18 protein-coding genes are annotated in these 24488 nt (G+C 45.1%); 11 read left to right on the top strand and 7 right to left on the bottom strand.

Going from position 1 to position 24488, the window contains the following annotated elements:
* Positions 1-52 precede the first annotated feature (52 nt).
* Positions 53-2404, bottom strand: a complete 2352-nt coding sequence (locus ED312_RS11720; protein ID WP_123216208.1) for a sodium-translocating pyrophosphatase — start codon at positions 2402-2404, stop codon at positions 53-55.
* A 279-nt stretch (positions 2405-2683) separates the two neighbouring features.
* Here ED312_RS11720 and ED312_RS11715 point away from each other — a divergent pair, with 279 nt between their 5' ends.
* Complete coding sequence (locus ED312_RS11715; RefSeq protein WP_123216207.1) at positions 2684-5113, top strand: TonB-dependent receptor; 2430 nt, start codon at positions 2684-2686, stop codon at positions 5111-5113.
* On the top strand, positions 5114-6298 hold the full coding sequence (locus tag ED312_RS11710; RefSeq protein WP_123216206.1) for a PepSY-associated TM helix domain-containing protein: 1185 nt from the start codon (positions 5114-5116) through the stop codon (positions 6296-6298). It begins immediately after the preceding gene.
* Positions 6299-6361: 63 nt separating this feature from the next.
* Here the strand turns inward: ED312_RS11710 and ED312_RS11705 are convergent, their stop codons facing one another.
* From ED312_RS11705 to ED312_RS11695, 3 genes are all read right to left on the bottom strand, one after another.
* Positions 6362-6892: an inorganic diphosphatase gene (locus tag ED312_RS11705; protein WP_123216205.1), complete on the bottom strand. Its 531-nt coding sequence runs from the start codon at positions 6890-6892 to the stop codon at positions 6362-6364.
* Positions 6893-7036: 144 nt separating this feature from the next.
* Positions 7037-9529: a DUF5686 family protein gene (locus tag ED312_RS11700; protein ID WP_123216204.1), complete on the bottom strand. Its 2493-nt coding sequence runs from the start codon at positions 9527-9529 to the stop codon at positions 7037-7039.
* 154 nt (positions 9530-9683) lie between these two features.
* Positions 9684-10661 carry a pyruvate dehydrogenase complex E1 component subunit beta gene (locus ED312_RS11695; protein ID WP_123216203.1) on the bottom strand — a complete coding sequence of 326 codons (978 nt, stop codon included), beginning with the start codon at positions 10659-10661 and terminating at the stop codon, positions 9684-9686.
* A gap of 345 nt (positions 10662-11006) precedes the next feature.
* Here ED312_RS11695 and ED312_RS11690 point away from each other — a divergent pair, with 345 nt between their 5' ends.
* From ED312_RS11690 to ED312_RS11670, 5 genes are all read left to right on the top strand, one after another.
* The gene (locus ED312_RS11690) at positions 11007-11753 is read left to right on the top strand and encodes an electron transfer flavoprotein subunit beta/FixA family protein (protein ID WP_123216202.1); all 747 of its coding nucleotides are present in this window, start codon (positions 11007-11009) and stop codon (positions 11751-11753) included.
* Positions 11754-11806: 53 nt separating this feature from the next.
* A complete protein-coding gene (locus ED312_RS11685) occupies positions 11807-12775 on the top strand; it encodes an electron transfer flavoprotein subunit alpha/FixB family protein (protein ID WP_123216201.1) in 969 nt (322 codons plus the stop codon).
* Positions 12776-13033: 258 nt separating this feature from the next.
* The gene (locus ED312_RS11680; protein ID WP_123216200.1) at positions 13034-13657 is read left to right on the top strand and encodes a bifunctional nuclease family protein; all 624 of its coding nucleotides are present in this window, start codon (positions 13034-13036) and stop codon (positions 13655-13657) included.
* 9 nt (positions 13658-13666) lie between these two features.
* Positions 13667-15022: a NupC/NupG family nucleoside CNT transporter gene (locus ED312_RS11675; RefSeq protein WP_123216199.1), complete on the top strand. Its 1356-nt coding sequence runs from the start codon at positions 13667-13669 to the stop codon at positions 15020-15022.
* Positions 15023-15162: 140 nt separating this feature from the next.
* Entirely contained in the window at positions 15163-15828 is a 666-nt protein-coding gene (locus ED312_RS11670) for an SCO family protein (RefSeq protein ID WP_123216198.1), read from the top strand.
* Between the two features lie 43 nt (positions 15829-15871).
* On the opposite strand, the gene ED312_RS11665 is transcribed toward ED312_RS11670, so the two are convergent.
* Positions 15872-16867 (bottom strand): MBL fold metallo-hydrolase, encoded by a 996-nt coding sequence (locus ED312_RS11665; RefSeq protein WP_170164502.1) that lies wholly within the window; start codon positions 16865-16867, stop codon positions 15872-15874.
* A gap of 134 nt (positions 16868-17001) precedes the next feature.
* On the opposite strand from ED312_RS11665, the gene ED312_RS11660 reads away from it, so the two are divergent.
* From ED312_RS11660 to feoB, 3 genes are all read left to right on the top strand, one after another.
* Positions 17002-17352 (top strand): winged helix-turn-helix transcriptional regulator, encoded by a 351-nt coding sequence (locus ED312_RS11660; protein WP_123216196.1) that lies wholly within the window; start codon positions 17002-17004, stop codon positions 17350-17352.
* 319 nt (positions 17353-17671) lie between these two features.
* Positions 17672-17917, top strand: a complete 246-nt coding sequence (locus ED312_RS11655; protein ID WP_123216195.1) for a FeoA family protein — start codon at positions 17672-17674, stop codon at positions 17915-17917.
* The gene (gene feoB, locus ED312_RS11650; protein WP_123216194.1) at positions 17914-20028 is read left to right on the top strand and encodes a ferrous iron transport protein B; all 2115 of its coding nucleotides are present in this window, start codon (positions 17914-17916) and stop codon (positions 20026-20028) included. The genes ED312_RS11655 and feoB overlap by 4 nt, the downstream gene beginning before the upstream one ends.
* A 253-nt stretch (positions 20029-20281) precedes the next feature.
* Here the strand turns inward: feoB and ED312_RS11640 are convergent, their stop codons facing one another.
* On the bottom strand, positions 20282-21106 hold the full coding sequence (locus ED312_RS11640; RefSeq protein ID WP_123216192.1) for a ZIP family metal transporter: 825 nt from the start codon (positions 21104-21106) through the stop codon (positions 20282-20284).
* Positions 21107-21109: 3 nt separating this feature from the next.
* Complete coding sequence (locus tag ED312_RS11635) at positions 21110-21763, bottom strand: metal-dependent transcriptional regulator (protein ID WP_123216191.1); 654 nt, start codon at positions 21761-21763, stop codon at positions 21110-21112.
* A gap of 175 nt (positions 21764-21938) precedes the next feature.
* Here ED312_RS11635 and ED312_RS11630 point away from each other — a divergent pair, with 175 nt between their 5' ends.
* Positions 21939-24275, top strand: a complete 2337-nt coding sequence (locus tag ED312_RS11630; protein ID WP_123216190.1) for a TonB-dependent receptor — start codon at positions 21939-21941, stop codon at positions 24273-24275.
* The last annotated feature ends 213 nt before the right edge of the window (positions 24276-24488 follow it).

Raw genomic sequence — 24488 nt, 5'->3', positions numbered from 1 at the left:
CTTTTGGGATGCACTTCATTTGATAATCTCTGTGTTTTATAGCAGCTATTTTTTATCTTTCTTTCATCTCTTTACCGTTTTTTTCTACCTCTTCCGGAGTATCATTTTTTACCCGGATCTCTTCTTTTACCGTTGTACTGTTTGCTGTTTCGGTCATCAGGATTACTCCCCGGGTACTTTCGTCTTCCCCGGCAGGCATCCTGCTATCCACTTCCCTGCGGATATCTTCCCGCAGAGAGGCCGTATCAGCAGTATGTCCTCCCAATATGGGTGCAATGACCAATCCGACGAGACATGTCAGTTTAATAAGAATATTCATAGACGGCCCGGAAGTATCTTTAAAGGGGTCACCTACGGTATCTCCGGTAACGGCAGCTTTATGTGCATCCGAACCTTTATAGGTCATTTTTCCGTCTATTTCCACCCCGGCCTCGAAAGATTTTTTAGCATTGTCCCAGGCACCTCCTGCATTGTTCTGGAAAATGGCCCATACCACTCCGGACACCGCCACACCGGCCATATAACTCCCCAAAGCCTCGGCTCCCATAACAAAGCCTATGAGTATGGGCGAAAGAATAGCTATGGCCCCGGGCAATATCATTTCGCGCAAAGCGGCCTGTGTGGATATATCCACACACCTGCCATAATCCGGTTCCCCGGTGCCCTCCATAATTCCGGGAATATCACGAAACTGGCGCCGTACTTCCTTTACCATTTCCATAGCTGCCTTTCCCACACTCTGCATGGCAAGGGCGGAAAAGATAACGGGCACCATCCCCCCGATAAACAATGCGGCAAGAACATCGGCCTTAAAGATATTTATACCGTCAATCCCGGTAAAAGTCACATATGCTGCAAAAAGTGCCAGAGCGGTAAGGGCTGCGGAAGCAATGGCAAATCCTTTACCCACGGCAGCAGTGGTATTACCGACGGAATCCAGTATATCCGTACGTCCCCTGACTTCTTCCGGCAGTTCACTCATTTCAGCTATTCCTCCGGCATTATCGGCTATTGGTCCGAAAGCATCGATAGCCAGCTGCATGGCAGTAGTAGCCATCATTGCCGATGCGGCAATGGCCACTCCGTAAAACCCGGCCAGGGCGTAGGAGCCCCATATGGCTGCTGCGAATAAAAGTACGGATGAAAAAGTGGACTTCATTCCCGTAGCCAGCCCCGCTATAATATTGGTTGCAGCACCCGTTGATGAATTTTGCACAATATTCAGTACCGGTTTTTTACCCAAGCCGGTATAATATTCCGTAAAAAATGAGATGAGTCCGCCTACGGCCAGTCCTATAATGGTAGCAAAAAAGACATTATTACTGGCAATTTCCTTAAATCCTTCCCCGAAAAATTTCATATGAATGGTCGGCGGAAGCATCCATCGGATCAAAAAGTAACAGGCCACTACGGTTAAAATAATGGCAAGCCAGTTTCCCGTATTCAAAGCCTTTTGCACCTGTGCTTCTCTGGCATCATTACTGCTTATCCGCACTACCAGGGTCCCTATAATCGATGCGATAATACCTACTCCGGCAATCACTATGGGAAGTAAAATAGGCCCCATCCCTCCGAATGCATCGGTAAAACCACCGTTCACCTCTGCCATTTCCCGGATAATATAATTTCCAAGGACCATGGAAGCAAGAACGGTAGCCACATACGATCCGAAAAGGTCCGCACCCATACCGGCCACATCTCCTACATTATCCCCTACATTGTCTGCTATGGTTGCCGGGTTTCTCGGATCGTCTTCCGGGATACCCGCTTCTACCTTCCCTACAAGGTCCGCACCCACATCTGCCGCTTTGGTATAGATACCTCCGCCCACACGTGCAAACAGGGCTATGGATTCCGCCCCCAGGGAAAAGCCTGCCAGGGCTTCCAATACAATGGTCATTTCGTCATAAAAACTCGCCGCACCAACAAGGAACATCTTGGTAAATACCAGGAAGAAAAGACTGAGCCCCAGAACTGCCAGTCCGGCCACACCCAATCCCATTACCGTACCTCCCGAAAAAGAGACTTTAAGGGCCTGCGGCAAACTGGTTCGTGCCGCCTGCGTAGTCCTTACGTTGCTTTCCGTGGCTATACGCATGCCGATGTTCCCAGCCAGAGCAGAGAAGAAAGCTCCGAAAACAAAGGCCACAATAATAAGCCAGTGTGTCGTGGGCACAAAAAAAGCTATAACCCCGAGAGCGATAGCCGCAATGATAACAAAAATGAAAAGAAGGCGATACTCGGCCTGCAAAAATGCCAGTGCGCCTTCTTTGATGTTTTTGGAAATGGATTTCATCTTTTCATTTCCCGCATCCTGTTTTTTGACCCACGTTGCCTTTACAAGCATATAGACAAGACCCAGGATTGCCATAATAATCGGCAAAAAAATAGTATTGGACTCCATATTTTTCAAGGTTTTTATAAATATATCACCATAAATGTAATAAAAATGAATGGTTATCCGTAAGTCCGATATTAAAGAATTATGAATGCATAATATTCCCGTTTAAAAATAAAAAGATAAAACAGCAGCGAAATTATCATTTTCATTACTTCGCCCATGAAATGCACTACTATCTCTCCTCTACCGGAAAATAAAGGTGAAAAAAACATTTGACTTTATTTATACTAAATATAAATAAAACATTAATTTCGTCCCCGTAAAACAACAGACCTCCATTATATGAAATTTTGTATCACGTATTGTCTCTTGCTCGTCAGTTGCATCATGTATGGACAACAGCAGGCAAGTATTACCGGGAAAGTAACTAACGGGGCAGACGAGCCCGCAGCTTTCTCCAATGTATTCATAAACGAATTAAACCGTGGCACTTCCGCCGATGAGAACGGTTATTTCCGGTTGAAAAATATCCCGCCCGGAAGCTATACCCTGACCGTATCCGAAATCGGTTTTACTACCCAGGAGCATAATATCACACTGGAAGAAGGTCAGAACCTGGATCTCAACTTTCAGCTACAGGAAAGTGTAACCGCCCTGCAGACCGTGGAAGTAATAGGACGTAAGGAGAAGAGCTATAAGAATACCACATCTTTTGTAGGGGCCAAAACAGAGATAGCGCTGAAAGACCTTCCCCAGGCGGTGTCCTATGCCACCAAAGAGCTCATTGCCGATCAGGGTGTAATGCGTGTCGGTGATATCGTTAAAAATTTCAGCGGTGTAAACCAGAATACTTTTTATGACGACATTATTATAAGGGGATACCGCATCAATGGCGGCAGTAATACGCAATTACTGAATGGTATGCGAACCTCTACCGGTTTCTGGAAACAGCCCCTGGCCAATTACCTGGAACGTGTGGAAGTATTAAAAGGGCCTTCCTCTGCCCTATTCGGAAATGCTTCTCCGGGTGGGGTTATCAACCGGGTCACCAAGAAGCCCCTGGACGAAGTAAGGAATTCCGTGAGCTTTTCCACAGGAAGTTTTAATACCCTCAGGGCTCTCGGAGATTTTACCGGGCCGCTGACCAAAGATAAATCACTACTGTACCGCCTTAATATAGGATATGAAGACGCCAACAGCTTCCGCGATCTGCAATTTGATAAAAACCTTGTTATCGCACCTTCTATTTCCTTTCTGCCGACAGATAAAACAAGGGTGAATTTCGACCTTATCTACAACAGTTCGAAAAGCCGGCTGGACCGGGGGCAATCCACGTTTAAGGATGATCTTTATTCCACCCCCATCTCCCAGTCCCTGAGTGCTACTAATGATTATCTCAATGAAGAGACCTATATTATTACCATAGCACTGAACCACCAGTTTACGGACAACCTGTCCTTCTCGGCATCTTACATCCGCACCGGGTATAACGAAGACCTCCTGGAACACAGAGGAGCCAACCAATATGCCGTAGACAGTCTGGGGCAACCCATCCCGGACCAGATAGCCATGCAGGTATTCCAGCGCAAGCGCAAGAGGTTTATAGATAATCTCTCCACGTTCTTTAACTACAAAGTGCGGACGGGAGCCCTGGATCACAACCTTATTGCAGGGTATGATTACGCTCAACAGGAAATACCCCGTGGTGGATCGCAATTACAGGCTAACGGGTACCTGACAACAGACGGAGGGGCCAAAGCCTATGACAAAAACAACCCCCAGGATTTTCTTTTTGATTCCAACAGTAACCCCATCCCCAATGTTGCACATTTTGACCTGACAGATCCTGTGGCTTCCCAACAGTTGAAAGACATGAACAATTATATCTATACGGTAAGGTCATACGGCCCGGAACTATATAACTCTCATGGTGTTTACATACAGGATCAGATCAGCTGGGATAAACTGAAAGTACTGGTTGGCCTCCGCTACGACTACTATACGGACAAACAGAATTACGACATGCCTGATGAAAAGAGCGTACACCAGGAAGCATTTCTGCCCAGGATAGGGGTTACTTATTCCGTAACAGACAATATCAACCTCTATGGCACATATGTTCAAGGATTCGAGCCGCAGACAGCTTCCAATATGGACCCTAACCTCGGAGGACCTTTTGATCCGCTGGAAAGCAATATGATAGAATTCGGAGGGAAGTCTTCCTGGTTCAACGGTAAACTGGATGCCACACTGGCTCTATACCGGATAGAACAGAAGAACACACTTTATGCACAACCGGGCACGGACGTTTTGCAACAAATAGGAAAAGACCGTTCCCGTGGCGTAGAGGTTGACCTCAACGGGCGCATATTACCGAATTGGAGTGTCAGTGCCTCCTATTCCTTTATCGAGGCTGAAATCGTAAAAGATGCCCAAGGTAACCGTAGCGGAATTCAAAAGCCGAATACACCGAAGCACCAGGGGAATCTATGGACCAGGTACAACATCAATCACGGCCAGTTTAAGGGACTTGGTGCAGGTTTCGGCACCAACTTTGTCACGGAAAGGGTACTGCAACAAAACAGCGCACAGACCATACCGGCATATACCCTTCTCAATGCAGCACTTTATTATAGTATAAATAAATTCACATTACAGCTGAATATCAACAATATTACAGACAAGACGCACTGGGTAGGAGGATATGATTATATCCGCCTGTTCCCGGGAGCTCCGAGAAACTGGCTTTTAACTGTAGGATATTCGTTCTAGATGAAACGCCTGAAACCCTATATCAAAACAATCCACTTATGGCTGGGGCTTGCCTCCGGTCTTGTGGTTTTTATAGTGGCACTCAGCGGAAGTGTTCTGGTGTTTGAAAAGGAACTGGGGCCCTTTTTCGATCCGGCATATTACAACGTTCCGCAGGTTTCTTCCGAAAGATTTCCGGCGGACCACCTGATAGAACAGGCCCGTAACCGGCACCCCGACTCCGAATTTACCAACCTCTATGTCTTTGACGAGCCGGAGAGAAGTATGCTTATCCATCTTACGGATAAAAACGGCGAAAGGCTCGTACTTTCCGCCGACCCCTATTCCGGCGCTATACTGAAAGACACTTTCTATGAAAAACGGTTTTTCTTCATAGTTACGGAACTTCACCGTTACCTGCTTATGGGAAATACCGGGAAGGCCATAACCGGTGCTTCGTGTCTGATATTCGTGGTGTTACTTATCAGCGGCATTGTACTGTGGTGCCCCGTAAAACTCAAAAACCTGAAACCACGCTTAAAAATCAAGTGGAATGCTTCTTTTAAACGGGTTAACTGGGACATCCATTCCGTATTCGGGTTCTACAGTTCCGTATTCCTTCTCCTTATTGCACTTACAGGCCTTATCTGGTCTTATCGCTGGTATGAAAACCTGATGTATTACATTGCGGACGGGGCATCCAAGCCCGTACACCGTGTAAAAAACATATCTGCAAAAAATGCTACGGAAAGAAAGGATTATTTCTATGCCTCTATGTTACGGGAAACCGACAGCCTCTTTCCGTACCATGGAGATATACGCCTTATCCGTGATGTAAAAGGAGTGAACAGCATCCTTGTTCTGAAAGAAAATCTCGAAGCAGGAATACCCAATATACGGGATATGGTATATTTTGATATGTATTCGGGCAAACGATTGAAGACAACATTATATAAGGATCTTTCCACGGGAGATAAAGTGCGGCGTCTTGTTTATCCCATCCATATCGGCAGTATTTACGGATATCCAACCAAAATACTGGCTTTCCTCGTATGCCTTGTTGCCGCTTCTTCCCCGATTACCGGTTTTCTGATATGGAGAGGCAGAAAGAAAAAGACAAAACCCGGCCGGAAATCCAAAAGGAAAGAAGAAAAACCGGAACGACAAAAAAACGAACGCCTGCTTCAAAAACAGGAAGTATTATAAAACAAGAACAGCGGAGCATGTTCCCCATCCTCCGCTGTTTTTTTGTGCTATTCTCTAAATAAATTATGCAATACTGAACAGTCCTGCCTCTTTATTCTGAAGAGACTCGAAGCGGTCTATACATGCGTCTATGATTTCGTAGGCCTCATCAACATCTCCCCAGCCACCTACATCGACCTTTTTTTGCTCCAGATCTTTATATACCTGGAAAAAATGCTCAATTTCCTTTTTCTGGTGCGGGTTCATATCCCCCAGGTCATTGAGTTTATTCCATATAGGATCGGATACCGGTACACAAACGATCTTTTCATCCGGTCCTTTCTCGTCTGCCATATGAAAAACACCGATGGGCTTAACCTCCATTACACACCCCGGGAAAGTGGATTCGGTTACCAATACGAGTACATCCAGCGGGTCGCCGTCCAGCGCCAGGGTTTCGGGAATAAACCCGTAATCCGCCGGATAATGCATAGAAGAAAATATCATCCTGTCGTACCGGACTTTCTTCAGTTTAAAATCGTATTCGTATTTATTCCTACTCCCCTTAGGGATCTCTATCAAAACGTCAAAAGACTTTAATTTCGCTGCGCTCATAATTACAATGTGTTAAGAAGGGTGCAAAAATACAGAAGATGCCTGTAAAACACAATTTAATTTTTTTAATTAATGTAAGGTTTATCTGATGCTTTTATTTTTTTTCAGAAAAGTAAAATTTTGTTCATATAATTCTAACAATATTTAAAAGTGAAAACCGAAGGTACCGGTGACACTAAACCTCCGTGCATCGGGCATATCGAGATAATTCCCCCGGAAATTAAAATCTATCCGGAATACCCGGAATATGTTACCTATTCCGAACGAATACTCCCAATATATTTTTTCCGATGGGGCTTGCAGCATTATATTGGTCGGCTGACTGAGAGCGATATTTTCGTCCGAAAGTTCACCCCACACTCCGCGAAGGCCTACTATTTCACGTAAGTTCAGTTTCCGTAACAGGGGAAGTCTGGCAAAAATCCTCCCATTAAAGTTGTGCTCCAGGTGCATGGAAACGTAAGTATCGGTAACAAAATCGTAAAAATCCAGGTTCGGGAAGGTATTGAATATGGAAAAATAAGTTTGGTTTCCGGGTACGACACTCAGCAATCCCAACGGAATTTCCCCGAAGGTCTTTCCCGCTTCTATGGTAGTATACAATCTTCCGAAACCTCCTACGTTCCATGGTTTACGGAAATAGAACTGTATTTTCTCATAATCGAAATCACTTTCCAGGAAGCCGCTGACTCCTTTGGCGTAATTGACATACAACCTGGCATATTCATCGTTCACATCTCTCCTTTCCACCCCATATCCTACGGTCCTGCGCCCGGGCGTATATTCCAGCGAGGTAGTCAGTTCCAGTTGCTTAACCTGTGAAGAAACTCCTGTCGGTGAATCCGGGTCCACATAGTCCAGACTAAAAGCTTCCGGCAGAGCGGAACGCAGGGTGCGGAATGATCCCCCGACCTTTACCCGGAAGTTTTTGGCAGGTTCCATTTCCACATCGGCAGTCGTAAGGTTTATATTGGTAAGTTTATCGTTGGAGCCCACGGTAAATACGGAGGAGGAAGCATAACTTCTTCCCAGAACGTCATTGTTGGGCGTAAGGCTCACTCCTATCTGCTCTACATCCCGACGGTTCCCCGCAGAAATGATAAGCCTGTTCTCCCTGTTGAGCAGCCATTTTGCGGATATGCCGTACTTAAACTTCTTGTCCTTGAACCCGTAAGCCCCGAAACCTTCTATACGCCACATATCATTGGGGCCGAAATAGGTGCGTCCTCCTCCCCTCAGGCGGATCCCTTCGGCATCGTTATATCCGAAAGTAGAAAAAATAGGGCCATAATCCATATCCCATTTATCGATCTCCACATAACCCGAAGCCAGTATTTCCCCGATACTGTATAGACGTTTGAATTTCGGAACGGTTTTCAGGGTATCCAGCATTTTATATATCCCCGATTCATTTTTATTCAGGGCTTCCAGCCTGTTTTGCTCCCAGAAAGCATTGTCCCTCTCGTAAATCCGGGCATCAAAACGGTCCACTTCTTCATTATAAAATGATTTCGGTTTCTCTTCGTCAAATACATAATTATCGTAAATCGTGGTCCGCTTGCCGTAAATCCCACGCGATTCCTCTTTCTTTCTCAGGCTGAAATCGCTCATCATATAATCCCTGGTCAAAAGAAAAACGGAATCATTGAGCACATCAAACTCCTGTTCTATATAAATCTCCTTTACCCAGTTGATATTGGCGCTTTTGGTAACCTGCAGGTTTATCTTTTTTACGGCATAGGTAGTATCGCTAACCCAGAAATCGCCCTTAAAGGTCAGCTCGTTCTTCCGGCGCGGATAGTAGATAATGTTATAACACCATTTATTGTCTATATAAGTACTGTCCGTCAATACATAATTATAGGTGTCTATCCCCACTCTTGAAATAGGGCTCACAAAGCTCTTGTCAAAAAATTTGAGATAACTCTTGTAAATGTCGTATTCGGTATACAGGTCCTGAATGAAAGAAATAATGTTTTGGTTAGAGCTGAAACCCGAATTTTTGTTACCGATCAGCTTTTCCTTCTTCCTGTTAAGCTTATTATCCCCGTAGACTTCATAAAAGGCTTCATTGATAAAGATGGGAAGATAGGTCTTCCCCGTAATCCGCGACGTGTCCATCTGATCAAAAATAAACTCCATCCCTTTGAAGAGTTTTCCTTTCATCAGGCTGCTGTCTATGGTATTCAGGTCAAACTCTACTTTTTCATACTTGTCATACCTGTACTGGTCAAAGCCATGTACTCCGTTCCTGCGTTTTCGTTCCAGGATCTTCTTCAAAAGTTCTATAGCCGGATTGTTTTTTTTGGGCTGTTTCCCGACGTATACCACAACTTCCTTGAGCTGTTCTCCTTCCTGGAGTTCCACCTTCATATTGTAGTTTACCTTTTTGTCGAGCGTTATCTCTTTAGTCGTATACCCTACAAAAGAAACTACCAGGGTAGAAAAATTATTTACGGACTCGAGATAAAACCTTCCGTCGTCATTGGTAATTGTCCCTTCCGAAGAATCTTTAAAAAGTACGTTAGCAAAGGGAACGGGAAGCCCGCCCTCGTCCACCACTATGCCACTTACCTTGGTCTGGGCGTGTATCACTACCGATAAAAGTAAAAGTATCCCGGCTAAAAGTTTCTTCATATATAAAGTTAAATCCTAAAACACACAAAAGACATATATTTATCCGGAATGCCTCCTTCAACCTGGCTTACGGCATGAACCGGCGATGCCTTTAAAATAAAAAACTTCACCAACAAAGCATCGGTGAAGTTTATATAACGCAAAAATATATATTTTATTGATATAAAACCTTCTTAACAGCTTTGATAACATCTTCATAATTCGGCAACCATTCTGCCAGCAATACCGGAGAATAAGGGGCCGGAGTATCGGCGGTATTTATTTTAATGACAGGAGCATCCAGAAAATCGAAAGCCTGTGACTGCACCAGGTAAGTAATCTCCGTAGAAACATTGCCAAAAGGCCAGGCTTCTTCCAGTACCACCAGGCGGTTTGTTTTCTTCACCGATTTCAGTATAGTTTCCTGGTCCATAGGGCGTACGGTCCGGAGGTCAATAATCTCGCAGCTAATTCCTTCTTTTTCCAGTTCGTCAGCCGCTTTATAGGCCTCTTTTATGATCTTCCCGAAAGAAACAATGGTCACGTCCGTACCTTCTCTCTTAATATCGGCAACACCCAAAGGTATGGTATATTCGTCTTCCGGCACTTCTCCCTTGTCTCCGTACATCTGCTCCGATTCCATAAAGATAACCGGATCGTTGTCACGAATAGCGGACTTTAACAATCCTTTAGCGTCGTACGGATTGGATGGCACTACTACCTTAAGCCCCGGGCAATTGGCAAACCAGCTCTCAAAGGCCTGTGAGTGCGTAGCCGCAAGCTGACCTGCAGAAGCGGTAGGCCCCCGGAAAACTATAGGAATATTAAACTGTCCGCCACTCATCTGGCGCATTTTGGCGGCGTTATTGATAATCTGGTCAATACCTACCAAAGAGAAGTTAAAGGTCATAAATTCTATGATTGGCCTGTTCCCGCCCATGGCAGAACCTACACCCACTCCGGCAAAACCCAGTTCGGAAATAGGCGTATCCAAAACCCTGTCAGGCCCGAATTCGTCGAGCATTCCCTTGGAAGCTTTATACGCACCGTTGTATTCGGCCACTTCTTCACCCATGAGGTAAATAGTTTCATCCCTTCGCATTTCCTCACTCATGGCTTCGGCTACGGCTTCTCTAAATTGTATTGTTCTCATGTACTATATTAATATTGAATAAAACAGCATCTTCTCTGTAAGCGAAGCAAAAATAGTAATAAATAAAAATTTTACAGCCTGCATTTTCATAAATTTTGTAACTCTCGCAGGCTTTCTTGTTTTAGGTGGGGAGAAAGTGAGGAGGTGAGAGGGTGAGATCCGGATGTCCTGTTCTGGCATTTCACCTTCTCACCTCCAAAAAAATATTATGCGCGCATAGTATATTTAGGAAATAATCTCTATCTTCGTAACGATTATAAAATCAAACAAGACAGAAGTCCGAAGACCAAAGTCCGAAGTGTTTTTTCTGCCTTTATCTTCGGGTAAAATCCAAAAAACAGAAACATGAAGATATTAGTATGTATCAGTCACGTTCCGGATACAACCTCAAAAATCAATTTTGCCGATGGCGATACCAGGTTCGACACCAATGGCGTACAATTTGTCATTAACCCGAACGATGAATTCGGCCTCACCAGGGCCATGTGGTTCAAAGAGAAACAAGGAGCTGCGGTAACCGTAGTAAATATCGGCGGTCCCGAGACCGAACCTACCCTCAGGAAGGCCCTTGCCATAGGTGCGGACGAAGCCATACGGGTCAATGCCCAGCCTACCGACGGCTTTTTCGTAGCCACACAACTGGCAAAGGTTGTTCAGGATGGCGGATATGATCTCGTTATAGCCGGAAGGGAATCCATTGATTATAATGGCGGCATGGTCCCGGGCATGCTGGCCTCCCTTACAGGGGCCAATTTTGTCAACACCTGTATAGGCCTGGAAATCGAAGGCAGTGAAGCTAGTGCCATCCGGGAAATAGACGGTGGTAAAGAAACCGTAAAATGCAGCCTTCCCCTTATTATCGGAGGGCAAAAAGGGCTGGTGGAAGAAAGTGACCTGCGCATTCCCAACATGCGGGGTATAATGATGGCAAGACAGAAGAAACTCACCGTCCTGGAACCGGAAGACCTGCAATCCCGGACATCTGTTGTCAAATTCGAAAAACCGGCACCTAAAGGAGAAGTAAAACTGGTTTCCCCGGACAACCTGGACGAACTTATCCGGATGCTGCACAACGAAGCTAAAGTAATATAACCTGTGTTCTGCGGGAAGACTCCTATCGTGAACATTCAAAAAACAGAAAGAATATGTCTATTTTAATATATACGGAATCGGAAGAAGGAAAGTTAAAGAAAACAGCATTTGAGATCGCCTCTTATGCCAGGGCCCTGGCCGGACAGACCGGAGATACGGTGACCGCCGTTGCCGTTAATGTGGATAACACATCAGAGCTCGGAAACTATGGTGTAGATAAGGTTTTGAAAGTATCGGACGAAAAATTGTCGCGCTTCAATGCCCGCGCTTATGCCGATGTTATTAAACAGGCAGCGGAAAAAGAAGGCGCCAAAATGGTTATCATCAGTTCCAGCGCCAACGACAAATACCTCGCTCCTATACTGGCCGTTAACCTGCAGGCGGGATACGCTTCCAATGTAGTAGCTCTTCCCGAAAGCACAGATCCCTTCCGTGTAAAACGAACTGCCTTTACCAATAAAGCCTTTAATATTACCGAAATCAGTACGGATGTAAAACTTATAGGCCTTTCCAAAAACTCATTCGGACTGAAAGAAGCCGAAGGTTCTGCTTCCGAAGAAGCCTTCGCTCCTTCTCTTGACGACAAGGATTTTGCGGTCAGGACCGAATCGGTTGACAAAACAACCGGAAAAGTGACCATTGCGGATGCGGAGATCGTAGTTTCCGGGGGGCGCGGGCTCAAAGGCCCGGAAAACTGGGGAATGATCGAAGAACTGGCAGATGTACTCGGGGCGGCTACCGCTTGTTCCAAACCGGTATCGGACATGGGATGGAGGCCACACAGCGAACACGTGGGACAGACCGGTAAGCCTGTAGCGGCCAACTTATACGTTGCCGTGGGGATTTCGGGCGCCATTCAGCACCTGGCGGGTATTAACGCCTCTAAGGTTAAAGTAGTTATCAACTCAGATCCTGAAGCCCCCTTCTTCAAGGCTGCAGATTACGGAGTAGTGGGTGATGCCTTTGAAGTCGTTCCCGCACTCGTTGAAAAATTAAAGGAATTTAAAGCGCAAAACTCATAATTTTTGGTAAATTGTGCCCATAAAGGGCTGTCTGAATTCGGGATATGCCCCCTGTTCTGACAGCCCTTTTGTTTTCTCCTGTTAACACAGTTCAGACCTTTTCCGGGCCCGCCGTTCATGCCGGAAAAACCGATGGAGAACGGGTACCCGGTACCTTAAAATGTAAATTCGGGGCCCGACAGTGAGGAATTCGCATGAAATTTTTTCATCTTTGCCTAAAATTGAGATGATAAGTTTGATGCCCAGTTGTAAATATATATGAGTTTAGTCAGGTTAAATATCAAAGGAATATCGTACAGCCAAACGCAAAACGGCGCTTACGCACTTATTCTCAATGAAGTAGAGGGCGACCGGAAACTCCCGATCGTTATCGGTGCATTTGAGGCCCAGTCCATAGCCATTGCCCTGGAAAAAGAAATAAAACCTCCCAGGCCTTTAACCCACGATCTGTTTAAGAATTTCGCAGACCGATTTGATATTGCAGTCAAGCAGGTAATTATTCATAAACTGGTAGACGGTGTATTTTATTCCAGTATTATCTGTGAAAGAGATAAGATTGAGGAAATTATCGATGCCCGTACCAGCGACGCCATTGCCCTGGCCCTTCGTTTTAATGCGCCTATCTTCACTTACAAAAATATTCTCGATAAAGCCGGTATTTACCTCAGTTTTTCCCCGAAAGACAAAGAGCAGAAAGAGGAGGAAGTAATCTCGGAAGACATTGTTTCCGGTAAGGAAGACACTACTGCTTCCACCTCGGAGGATTACAGTGCCCTGACCATACAGGAGCTGCATAAAATGCTCGAAACCGCTGTGGTCAACGAAGATTATGAAAAAGCCGTGAAACTCCGGGATGAAATTTCCAAGCGGGAAAAAAAATAATCATATCACATGCATAGATCTTTACTTGTTTCCTTGAATGCCGCCATAGAACCCAGCCAGGGATTCTCGGTTTACGGCTTGGGAAGGGGAATATTGGGCATGGTAGTACTGATCGCTATTGCCTACCTGTTCAGCAACAACAAAAAAGCCATAAACTGGCGTACGGTAGGGCTCGGGCTTCTCGCACAACTCATTCTGGCTATCGGTATCTTAAAAGTTCCTCTCATTCGGGAAATTTTCACCATACTCGGCAAGGCCTTCAACAAGATTCTTACCTTTACCGAAGCCGGCACCAAATTCCTGTTCAGCTCCTTTGTCACCAATGAAATAGAAAGTCCGCTTCTCAATTTTGCCATCACCATCCTGCCAACCATTATTTTCTTTTCAGCACTTACTTCCGTACTGTTCTATCTGGGGATAATACAGAAAGTCGTTAAGGGTATGGCCTGGCTACTTACCAAATTACTGAAGATATCCGGCGCGGAAAGTCTTTCCGTGGCAGGTAATATTTTTCTGGGGCAGACCGAATCCCCCCTGATGATAAAAGCATATCTGGAAAAAATGAACCGTTCGGAGATGTTACTGGTAATGATAGGTGGTATGGCCACGGTAGCCGGCGGTGTACTCGCTGCATACATCGGTTTTCTCGGAGGTTCGGACGAAGCGCTTCGGCTGGAATTCGCCCGTCACCTGCTGGCGGCATCCGTAATGGCAGCTCCCGGGGCTATTGTTATATCTAAAATACTGGTCCCGCAAACGGAAAATGTCAGTGAGGTGGTCGAAGTCTCCAAGCAAAATATAGGTTCCAATTTTCTCGATGCCATGGCTACCGGGACCACCGAAGGCCTTAAACTGGCTGCCAACGTAGCGGCCATGCTGCTCGTTTTCGTAGCCTTTATTGCTATGGTCAATTACGGATTGCTCAAAGTAGGCGAAATAGGCCATATCAATGAATGGGTTGCCCAACATACCCCGTATAGCGAACTATCCCTGGAGCTTGTCCTCGGGTACGTCTTTGCCCCCCTCATGTGGGCCATAGGTGTGGCACAGGAAGATATGGCGCTTATGGGCCAACTCCTCGGGGTTAAACTTGCCGCCAGTGAATTTGTAGGCTATATACAACTTGCACAGCTGAAAGATGCATCCCGGTCCCTGCATTTTACCTATAACAAATCTATTATTATGGCGACATATATGCTTTGCGGGTTTGCCAATTTTGCTTCTATAGGCATACAAATAGGCGGTATAGGATCTCTTGCCCCGGGACAACGCAAAACCCTGTCCGAATTCGGAATGAAAGCGGTTCTGGGAGGTACACTGGCTTCCCTGTTATCCGCTACCCTTGCAGGAATGATCGTAGGATAATACCCTGCGAAAAAGAGGCAAAAACGGGAAAAACCCTATAATATAATGTTAAAACGGGGATTTACTTCCCCGTGACAACCAACGGCGCCCGACAATTTATTAATTTTGTCTCCCGATCCTAATTCTAAAGATGACGTTTCATGTTGCGGTTTTTCAGTAAGTTCAAGTACCTGGCCATCACTCTTTTTATTCTTTCGGCTATTATTATCACCCTCTTTTACAATGCACTTAAGCCCCGGGAAATACTTCCCATATATCAACCTTCTATGGTAAAGACCGAACTGGTGGACAGCACCATACAGTATGTCAAAAAATACCATACCATAGCCGACTTTAAACTTATCAACCAGAACGGAGATACTATTACCCAGGAAGATTATAAAGACAAGATATACATTGCTGATTTTTTCTTCACCACCTGTCCTTCCATCTGCCCGATCATGACCGATAACATGGCGGATATTCAAAAAGAGATCATGCCATACCAAGATGTGATGCTCCTCTCCCACTCCGTTACCCCGGAAATAGATTCTGTTCCTCAACTAAAAAAATACGCCCGGGAAAAAGGGGTCAACGATAAAAAATGGAACCTCGTTACCGGCGATAAAAAACAGATTTACGAACTGGCCAGGAAATCTTATCTCGCAGTACTGGACGACGGGGACGGCGGGCCTTATGACATGATACATACCGAAAATTTTATCCTGGTGGACAAGAAAAGGCGTATCCGGGGCTTCTACGATGGCACCAATAAAGAAGATATGGAAAAGCTGCTCCACGATGTAAAGGTCCTGAAATCGGAATAGAAACGTGTGAACCCCCAAATCTCTGCCCCTGGTTCACCATTTTTCATATCTCAATAATTTCACCTGGCGTAAAATAAGAAAAAGGGACCCATTGATAATCCTTTCCGTTTTTCCCTATATATCCCAATCCCGGCCAGGGCAAGTGCGTGGTCATCACCAGTGTACGGTTGGCATAACACTCTTCCAGCACCCTTTTTCGTGTTTCTACTCCCTTATGGAAATCCACATCCCATTGCGTACCCCATTCGGGCCTTGTTATTAATAAAGGGGTATGTACAATATCTACAATATGTTTTACGAATGCCCCATCAGAAAAAACGGTAAAAACCGTATGTCCAGGTGTATGCCCTTCGGCCAGTTCGGTCCGGATGCAGGAAAACAACACATCGCCATACCTGAATTTTATCAGCTTGTTCCCGATAGCCCGGAACACTCCCTGAGCCAGAAGGACGCTGCCTTCCGGATTTTCCGTATTCTTACTCCCTGAAAAATCGGGATCTCCGGAAGCCCAGAAATCATACTCCTTTTCCGCTATGTAATACCGGGCAGCCGGATATAGTAGTTCTCCGGTTTTACCTACAATTCCCCCTATATGATCCACATGCGCATGGGTAATCAGTATATCCGTAATGTCAGATGGCCTGATCCCTTTGTCCTCCATATTTTTCAGTAACCATCCGCCGGTTTCCCCGAAATGATGACCACTTCCGGTATCTACCAGTATTACCTGTTTTCCGTTTTTTATTACCATGACATTGATAGCGCCTTCCAATTGGTCTTCTTTCAGGTATATCCGTTTCAATTCACGTACCACCAGGTCCGGATCGACTTCGGGGGCAAAGACAGGCTGCGGATCAGGTAGTGTAATGTGGCCATCAGAAAACAAAAAGATCTCCAGCTTCCCTAATTGCAGCTGTAAGCATCCACTGTTTTTTAAATGATAACCCTCCTGCCCGGTATTTCCGAATGCCATTATCCCGGAAATAGTATAAACACCACCCGCCAAAGCACTTAACCGTAACCATTTTCTTCTGTTCATTATAGTCATTTTTATAAATTACCGGTTTCAAAATTATTTCAATAGCTCCCTATTCACAAGTATGTACTTTTTAGTACCTTACACACCAAAAAGAAACCAAAACTGATTATCAATACATTAACAGTAGTAAAAAAATGAAAAAAAATAACAATGAGGTCATTTGCCCGGTCGATTATGCCTTCCGGCGTATCGGAGGCAAATACAAGGGCAGAATATTGTGGTACCTGCACCGTCATCAGGTATTGCGGTACGGGGAACTCCGCAGGGCCATCCGGGATATAACCACCAAAATGCTGACCCAGACATTACGCGAACTGGAAGATGACGGCCTGATTAACCGCAAGGTATACCATGAAGTTCCGCCCAAAGTAGAATATTTCCTTACCGAAACGGGGAAAGAGCTCATACCTTTTATAGAGCACTTGTCGCAATGGGGAGAAAAACAAATGATAAAGGAACAGAGGAAGATGATAAACTGCCTGTGATATTTAAAATCAAATAATCCTTTTCCATTCGCGGAAAAATAATTTTGCAGAAAAGTAAAGAAAACGAACCCCGTACCGGCAAACAAAGACATACCAGGCAAATAGAAAACGGGTTAAAATGTCCGTATCTACCGGTAAAACAACTCCAAACCCTAAGAAGATGTTAAAATTCTCCCACAGATTTTTTCCCGAAACACACCTATCTCCCTGTTAATCCCTTACTTTTGCCAACTATTATACTTTTAATAGGTTAACACTCATTTTTCTAAGCTAACTTTTTGTATTATTTTTGACTACTTAAATTCATTCTAAATAAAAATTGAAAACAACCATAGCACATCTGAAACGCGGCGAAAAGGGTATTATCAAAGATATCCCCATAGATATTATTCCGGTTAAACTTTTCGAAATGGGATGCCTCCCCGGAAATGAGGTAGAGTTGTTACAGGTTGCACCTTTTAAGGATCCGCTATACCTGAATATCAACGGTTCTTTTCTTTCCATCAGACGGGAAACCGCCCTGCTTATAGAAGTAGAAAAAATAAATGAAACCCCGGAAATATGATATTGACGAATAAGCAGATAAAGGTAGCGCTCATAGGCAACCCGAATACCGGAAAAACTTCGGTTTTTAACCAACTTACGGGCCTCAACCAGAAAGTGGGTAACTATCCCGGTATTACAGTAGAAAAAAAGGAAGGTATCTGTAAACTCTCAAGAGGTGTGAAAGCTCATATACTGGACCTTCCCGGTACGTACAGCCTCAATGCTACCTCACTCGACGAAAATGTCGTCATAGAATTACTGCTTAATAAAAACGGTAAGGATTATCCGGATGTAGCGGTAGTTATTACCGATGTGGAAAACCTGAAACGGAACCTTCTTTTGTTCACACAGATCAAAGACCTGAAACTTCCTACCATCCTGGTCATTAACATGGCCGACCGGATGGACAGAAAAGGCATTTCCCTGGATATTGAATCCCTGGAACAAAAACTGAATACCAGGATAGCGTTGGTGAGTTCCAGGAAAGGTACGGGCATTGATAAGATCAAAGAACTCATACTGGACTATCGCAGCCTTTCCACGGAACCTTGTGTCAATGCTTCTGCAATAGACCAGCCTTATTTTGAAAACCTCCAGAACGCTTTTCCCGAGCACGAACTGTACAAGCTGTGGCTGGTGATTACACAAGATGCCAATTTTGTAGAGCTCAACCGTCACGCGGTTCCGGTTCCGGATACTTCTTCTTTCAATACCAAATCCCGTTCGGAACTCAAAAGATTACAACAACGGGAAGCCATCCATCGCTACCAGTTTATAAATGGCACGCTTAAAGAAGGATATAAAACGGACATTCATGCGGCCAAAGGCCTCCGGGCTACCCTGGACAGAATCCTGACACACAAGGTATGGGGATATGTCATATTTTTTGCCATACTCCTGCTAATGTTCCAGGCCATCTTCAAATGGAGCGAATATCCGATGGATTTTATCGACCAGTCTTTTGCATCCCTGAGCGAATGGGCTAAAAATGTCTTGCCTGCCGGGGTATTTACGAATCTCATCGCGGAAGGACTCATTCCCGGTATCGGCGGGGTCGTTATTTTTATTCCTCAGATAGCATTTCTTTTCCTTTTCATCTCCATCCTGGAAGAGTCCGGTTATATGAGCCGGGTCGTGTTTTTAATGGACAAGGGAATGCGCCGGTTCGGGCTAAGCGGAAAAAGCGTTGTACCCCTGATCTCCGGGGCAGCCTGTGCTATTCCGGCGGTTATGGCTACACGAAATATCGAAAGCTGGAAAGAACGGCTTATTACCATACTGGTAACACCTTTTATGACCTGTTCTGCCCGGTTGCCCGTTTACCTCATTATTATAGCTCTTGTAATTCCGGACGAACGTTTTATGGGACTCAATTACCAGGGACTTATGCTTATGGCTCTCTACCTCATCGGTTTTATTGCCGCTGTAGGATCTGCTTATATCTTACATAAATTACTGAAAACCAGAACCAGGTCTTTCTTTGTGGTAGAAATGCCCAATTACAAGATCCCGCTATTTAAAAATGTGGCCATCACAGTAGTGGAAAAAACAAAGAGTTTTGTTTTCGGCGCCGGAAAGATCATTCTCGCCATATCTATTATTTTATGGTTCCTGGCTTCTAACGGCCCTTCGGAACGATTTGATAATGCCGAACAAATTATCACGGAACGACATCAGGGAGAAAACCTCAGTGAAGGGGAACTTGACACGGAAATCGCCTCCTATCAACTGGAAAATTCATATATTGGTATTGTGGGCAAAGCTATAGAACCGGTTATACAGCCGTTGGGCTATGATTGGAAAATAGGCATTGCCCTGGTAAGTTCTTTTGCAGCAAGGGAAGTGTTCGTAGGCACACTGGCCACCATATACAGCGTGGGCAGCGAGGAGGAAGGTACTATCAAAAACCGTATGGCCAAAGAGACCAACCCGCAAACAGGAGGCAAGCTGTTCAATCTTGCATCCGGGGTATCCCTACTGCTCTTCTATGCCTTTGCCATGCAATGTATGAGTACCCTGGCCATAGTGAAGAGAGAGACAAACAGCTGGAAATGGCCAATGATACAACTGGTGTTCATGAGTGCTATTGCCTATGTTACGGCTTTGATTGCATACCAGGTACTGAAATAGTTTTCGATGCGGGACAAACCGATGAATTTTCCGGGAAAACCGGTAAACCAATTTTTGTCACGGGCCAGAGGAAACAATCATAAAAGTAAAACAATATAATAATGCCGGATATACAAACCATATTAGTTTATATAGCAGTTACCATCGCCATAGGTTTCCTGGTACGTAAATTTTTGCTGCCGAAAAGGAAAAGTAAAAAGACCTGTGGCAGTACTGATTGCGGGTGCCATTAAAACCCTCAAGCCATATTTCTTTATCCCAGGGCTACATCCAGGGACATCATAATAATGAACCCTCCGATAAAGCCCAGGGTGGCAACGTCCGTATACTTGTCCTGCTGTGTTTCCGGGATCACTTCTTCCACTACCACGTATATCATGGCACCTGCCGCAAAAGAAAGTGCGTAAGGCAGGACCGGGGTAAAAAACGAAACGGCAAGCGCTCCCACTACCCCTGCAACAGGCTCTACAACCGCAGAAAGCTGTCCGTACCAAAAACTCTTTTTACGGCTCATTCCCTGCCGGCGCAGGGGCATTGCAACTGCTATACCTTCCGGAAAATTCTGTATCCCTATCCCAAGGGCCAAGATCACGGCCCCTGCTATTGAGGCTTCCGGTATTCCCGCTGCCACTCCACCGAAAAGCACCCCTACGGCTAGCCCTTCCGGGATATTGTGCAGGGTAATGGCCAAAACCAGCAAAGTAGTCCGGTGCCAGCCAGTCTGTACACCTTCTGCCTTGCTCTCTTTAAAATTTATATGCAAATGCGGAAGCAAGCGGTCCAGTCCAAAAAGAAAAGCCGCCCCGAGGGCAAAACCCACAGCCGAGGGCAACACTTTAGCAAAACCTTCTCCCTCACTCATGGCAATGGCAGGTGCCAGGAGGCTCCAGAAACTTGCCGCTACCATAACACCACCGGTAAACCCAAGCATACCATCCAGTACAATACGTTTCATCCCTTTAAAAAGAAATACCAATGCCGCTCCGGCAGCTGTAAGCAGCCAGGTAAATGTAGTAGCCAGCAAAGCCCCTATCACGGGGTCTATCGACTCAAAATAGGTAATCACCTTATCAAACATATATTATACTTTTTTCACATAAAGGTTATTGGCAGTCAGGGAGGATACACTGATCTTCGTGTTACCCATCCCTATTGACACCGAATTGTCAAAAGGTTCTTTGGAAAGGACAGTCAGTTCATTTCCCAAGGAAATCTCCAGCTTATCCAGGTACTGCAAAAATTCTTTGGAAGAATTTTTAACGCCCACACAAACCCCTTTTTCTCCGACTTTAAGCGTCGCCAGCAACACCTTTGGCAGAGGTTGTATATTCCCGTGTTTATCAGGTATGGGATCCCCGTGCGGGTCCACCGAAGGATAATCCAGAAAAACATCCAGCTCTTCGATGAGTTTATCCGATTTAATATGCTCCAGCTGCTCTGCAACTTCATGCACCTCATCCCAGGAAAAATTTAATTTTTCCACCAGGAAAACCTCCCAAAGACGATGTTTCCGGATAACATTGACCGCATAAAGCTTACCTTCTTCGGTAAGTTTCGCCCCCTGATAACGCTTGTATTTAACCAGCTTTTTTTCCGATAATCGTTTGATCATATCGGTTACGGAAGATGCTTTGGTTTCCATGACCTCAGCGATAGCATTGGTAGAAACCGCTTCTTTCGCATCTTTGGCCAGATGATATAGGGCCTTCAGATAATTTTCTTCGGACAGCGTCATAAAATTTTATTTATGCAAAAATACATTTTTATCTCGTAAAATAAATTTTTAGCTTTGTCTAAATTTTAATTTAAGCAAATAAAAACAAAAAATGAAATATTAATTGCAACTTAGTTGCATTATAAGATTTGGAGATTATATTTGCACCACAGTTGTATTTAAACCAAAAAACGCTATGAAATTTATTTACTTTCTATCACTGTTACTAAGTATTAATGAATGTCCTGCAGCTACTCACGATGAAGTCATTAAGGGTAAAATAACTTATAAAGGCACTCCCCTCGATTATGTAAGTGTCTTTCTGGAGGGAACGGAAAAGGGCACCCAAACGGACGATAAAGGAACATATAAACTCCGGGCCACTCCAGGAGAATATACCATAGTAGTACAAACCCTGGGCTATAAGATCATAAAAAAGGAGATAGTTCTGAAGGAACACCAGGTACTTACCCTGGACTTCGAGCTGCAGGAAGACGTACTCGGACTGGACCAGGTAGTGGTGTCTGCATCCCGAAACCGGCAAAACCGAAAAGAGGCGCCCGTAATTGTAAGTGTTACCAATGACAGGATACTGCAGGCTACCCAATCCATCTCCCTGTCCGAAGGGCTTAATTTCCAGCCCGGGCTCCGCATGGAAACCAATTGCCAGAACTGTGGTTACTCCCAGGTAAGGATCAACGGGCTCAACGGGGCTTATTCGCAGATCCTCATCAACAGTAAACCTATTTTCAGCGCGCTCAACGGGGTTTACGGATTAGATCAGATACCGGCCAATATCATAGATCGCATTGAAGTGGTGCGTGGCGGAGGATCCGCCCTTTATGGTTCCAATGCCATTGCAGGTACCATAAATATAATAACCAAAGAACCTATGGAAAACAGTTTTCAGGTGGGCAGTAACCTCGCTTTCATTGAAGGAAAGACCCCGGACAGGGCCATCACCCTCAACGGTACGGTATTATCGGAAAACTATAAATCCGGTATCACCCTCTACGGGCTATACAGGGACAGGGATCCGCATGATGTGGATGGCGACGGCTTTACCGAACTCACCACCATGCAAAACCACACCTTCGGATTTAATAGTTTTTACAAGACTTCGGAGCGTAGTAAGCTATCGCTTGATTTCTATACCATTAACGAGTTCCGGAGAGGCGGTAATAACCTTTCTCTGCAACCATTCGAATCGGATATCACCGAACAGATAGCATCGGATGTAGTGAGTGGCGGGCTCACCTATGAAGCGTATAGTGCCGACCTTAAAGACAGGTTCTCCGTATACGCCACCACCCAGCAATCAAAGAACAAGAATTTCTACGGCGGAAAGGGCGAAACCATGGAAGAAAGTACAAAAGGCTACGGGCACTCTAAAGATGTGACCTGGGTTTTCGGTTCCCAGTACAGCAGGCATATGGATATTTTTTTGGGTAGTGAAGGCACATTCACCGGCGGATTTGAATATAAATATGATCAAACGGAAGATGCCAAGCCCGGCTTTAATGCCTTTATCGAACAGACCGTAAGAATATATGGCTTCTACGCCCAGCAGGAATGGCAGATAAATCCGAAATTAAAATTACTGGGAGGACTACGGGCCGACTTCCACAACCTCACGGAAGAAACAGTGCACCTCAACCCCCGCGCTAATATATTGTACAGCCCGAACAATAATTTACAGCTAAGGGCAAGTTATGCCAGAGGGTTCCGGGCGCAGCAATATTTTACGGAAGACCTGCATTCCACCCTCGCCGCAGGAGAAGTTTCTTTCGTACGCTTCGCCCCCGACCTGAAACCGGAAACTTCCCATAGTTTTCTTATTTCGGCGGACTGGAGCAAATCTACCCTGAACAGCGATATAGGGCTTACTCTCGAAGGTTTTTTCACCCGTCTGAACGATCCTTTCATCCTGGAGCAGGCCACGCCGGATGAGCTGGACCAACTGGACATTGATGTCACAGACGGCCAGTTTATCTATATCAAAAAGAACAGTTCCGGTGCCGATGTGTACGGCCTGAACCTGGAAGCCAAATATGCTCCGAATGCAAAGTGGATCATGCAACTCGGAGGTACCCTGCAATACTCGGCATATGATGAGCCGGTACACTGGTCCGATGATGAAAATGCCATTACCGATAAAGCAGCCCGCTTTTTTAAATCCCCGAACCTGTACGGTAATTTCGTTATAACCTATGCTCCGGTAAAAAGGTGGCAGAACAACCTTTCCGGGGTATATACCGGTTCCATGTATGTACCGCACATTGCAGGGTACATAGAAAATGACAGGCTGCAAAAGACCGGGGATTTTTTTGAACTGAATCTAAAAACCGGATATACCTTTACCCTGGATAACAATTTCCAGCTTCAACTCAGCGGCGGTATACAAAATCTCTTTAACAGTTATCAGAGCGATTTTGACCGCGGACCGGATCGTGATGCCAATTACATTTACGGTCCTTCCAGGCCACGGACATTTTTTGTCTCCGTCAAAATAGGTGCCGGTTTATTGCCATAACAATCAATTTTATCTTCCTGCAAAATCTGTAAATCCGGGGGACACATCAAATTATATTCAAAAGCCTTTTCCCGTATGATGAATGTGTCTGCCCGGTTTTTCACACCTGGTCCGATGTCCGTGTTTTACTGTATGTAAAAATCTTTTATATTGAACTCGTTTAAACTTTTTCCTTTTTGATGGGTTTGAACTTTTTCAAGGCTAATACAGTAA

It is taken from the genome of Sinomicrobium pectinilyticum, assembly GCF_003725735.1.
Classification (GTDB): Bacteria; Bacteroidota; Bacteroidia; order Flavobacteriales; family Flavobacteriaceae; genus Sinomicrobium; species Sinomicrobium pectinilyticum.
Note: the sequence above shows the minus strand (reverse complement) of the source record. Positions and strands in the feature narration are given on the sequence as shown.

Coding starts and splice junctions, on each gene's coding strand:
- ED312_RS11630 (WP_123216190.1), top strand. CDS start 21,939: ATGAAATTTATTTACTTTCTATCACTGTTACTAAGTATTAATGAATGT.
- ED312_RS11635 (WP_123216191.1), bottom strand. CDS start 21,763: ATGACGCTGTCCGAAGAAAATTATCTGAAGGCCCTATATCATCTGGCC.
- ED312_RS11640 (WP_123216192.1), bottom strand. CDS start 21,106: ATGTTTGATAAGGTGATTACCTATTTTGAGTCGATAGACCCCGTGATA.
- ED312_RS11690 (WP_123216202.1), top strand. CDS start 11,007: ATGAAGATATTAGTATGTATCAGTCACGTTCCGGATACAACCTCAAAA.
- ED312_RS11665 (WP_170164502.1), bottom strand. CDS start 16,867: ATGAACAGAAGAAAATGGTTACGGTTAAGTGCTTTGGCGGGTGGTGTT.
- ED312_RS11720 (WP_123216208.1), bottom strand. CDS start 2,404: ATGGAGTCCAATACTATTTTTTTGCCGATTATTATGGCAATCCTGGGT.
- ED312_RS11680 (WP_123216200.1), top strand. CDS start 13,034: ATGAGTTTAGTCAGGTTAAATATCAAAGGAATATCGTACAGCCAAACG.
- ED312_RS11675 (WP_123216199.1), top strand. CDS start 13,667: ATGCATAGATCTTTACTTGTTTCCTTGAATGCCGCCATAGAACCCAGC.
- ED312_RS11705 (WP_123216205.1), bottom strand. CDS start 6,892: ATGAGCGCAGCGAAATTAAAGTCTTTTGACGTTTTGATAGAGATCCCT.
- feoB (WP_123216194.1), top strand. CDS start 17,914: ATGATATTGACGAATAAGCAGATAAAGGTAGCGCTCATAGGCAACCCG.
- ED312_RS11710 (WP_123216206.1), top strand. CDS start 5,114: ATGAAACGCCTGAAACCCTATATCAAAACAATCCACTTATGGCTGGGG.
- ED312_RS11715 (WP_123216207.1), top strand. CDS start 2,684: ATGAAATTTTGTATCACGTATTGTCTCTTGCTCGTCAGTTGCATCATG.
- ED312_RS11700 (WP_123216204.1), bottom strand. CDS start 9,529: ATGAAGAAACTTTTAGCCGGGATACTTTTACTTTTATCGGTAGTGATA.
- ED312_RS11660 (WP_123216196.1), top strand. CDS start 17,002: ATGAAAAAAAATAACAATGAGGTCATTTGCCCGGTCGATTATGCCTTC.
- ED312_RS11685 (WP_123216201.1), top strand. CDS start 11,807: ATGTCTATTTTAATATATACGGAATCGGAAGAAGGAAAGTTAAAGAAA.
- ED312_RS11670 (WP_123216198.1), top strand. CDS start 15,163: ATGTTGCGGTTTTTCAGTAAGTTCAAGTACCTGGCCATCACTCTTTTT.
- ED312_RS11695 (WP_123216203.1), bottom strand. CDS start 10,661: ATGAGAACAATACAATTTAGAGAAGCCGTAGCCGAAGCCATGAGTGAG.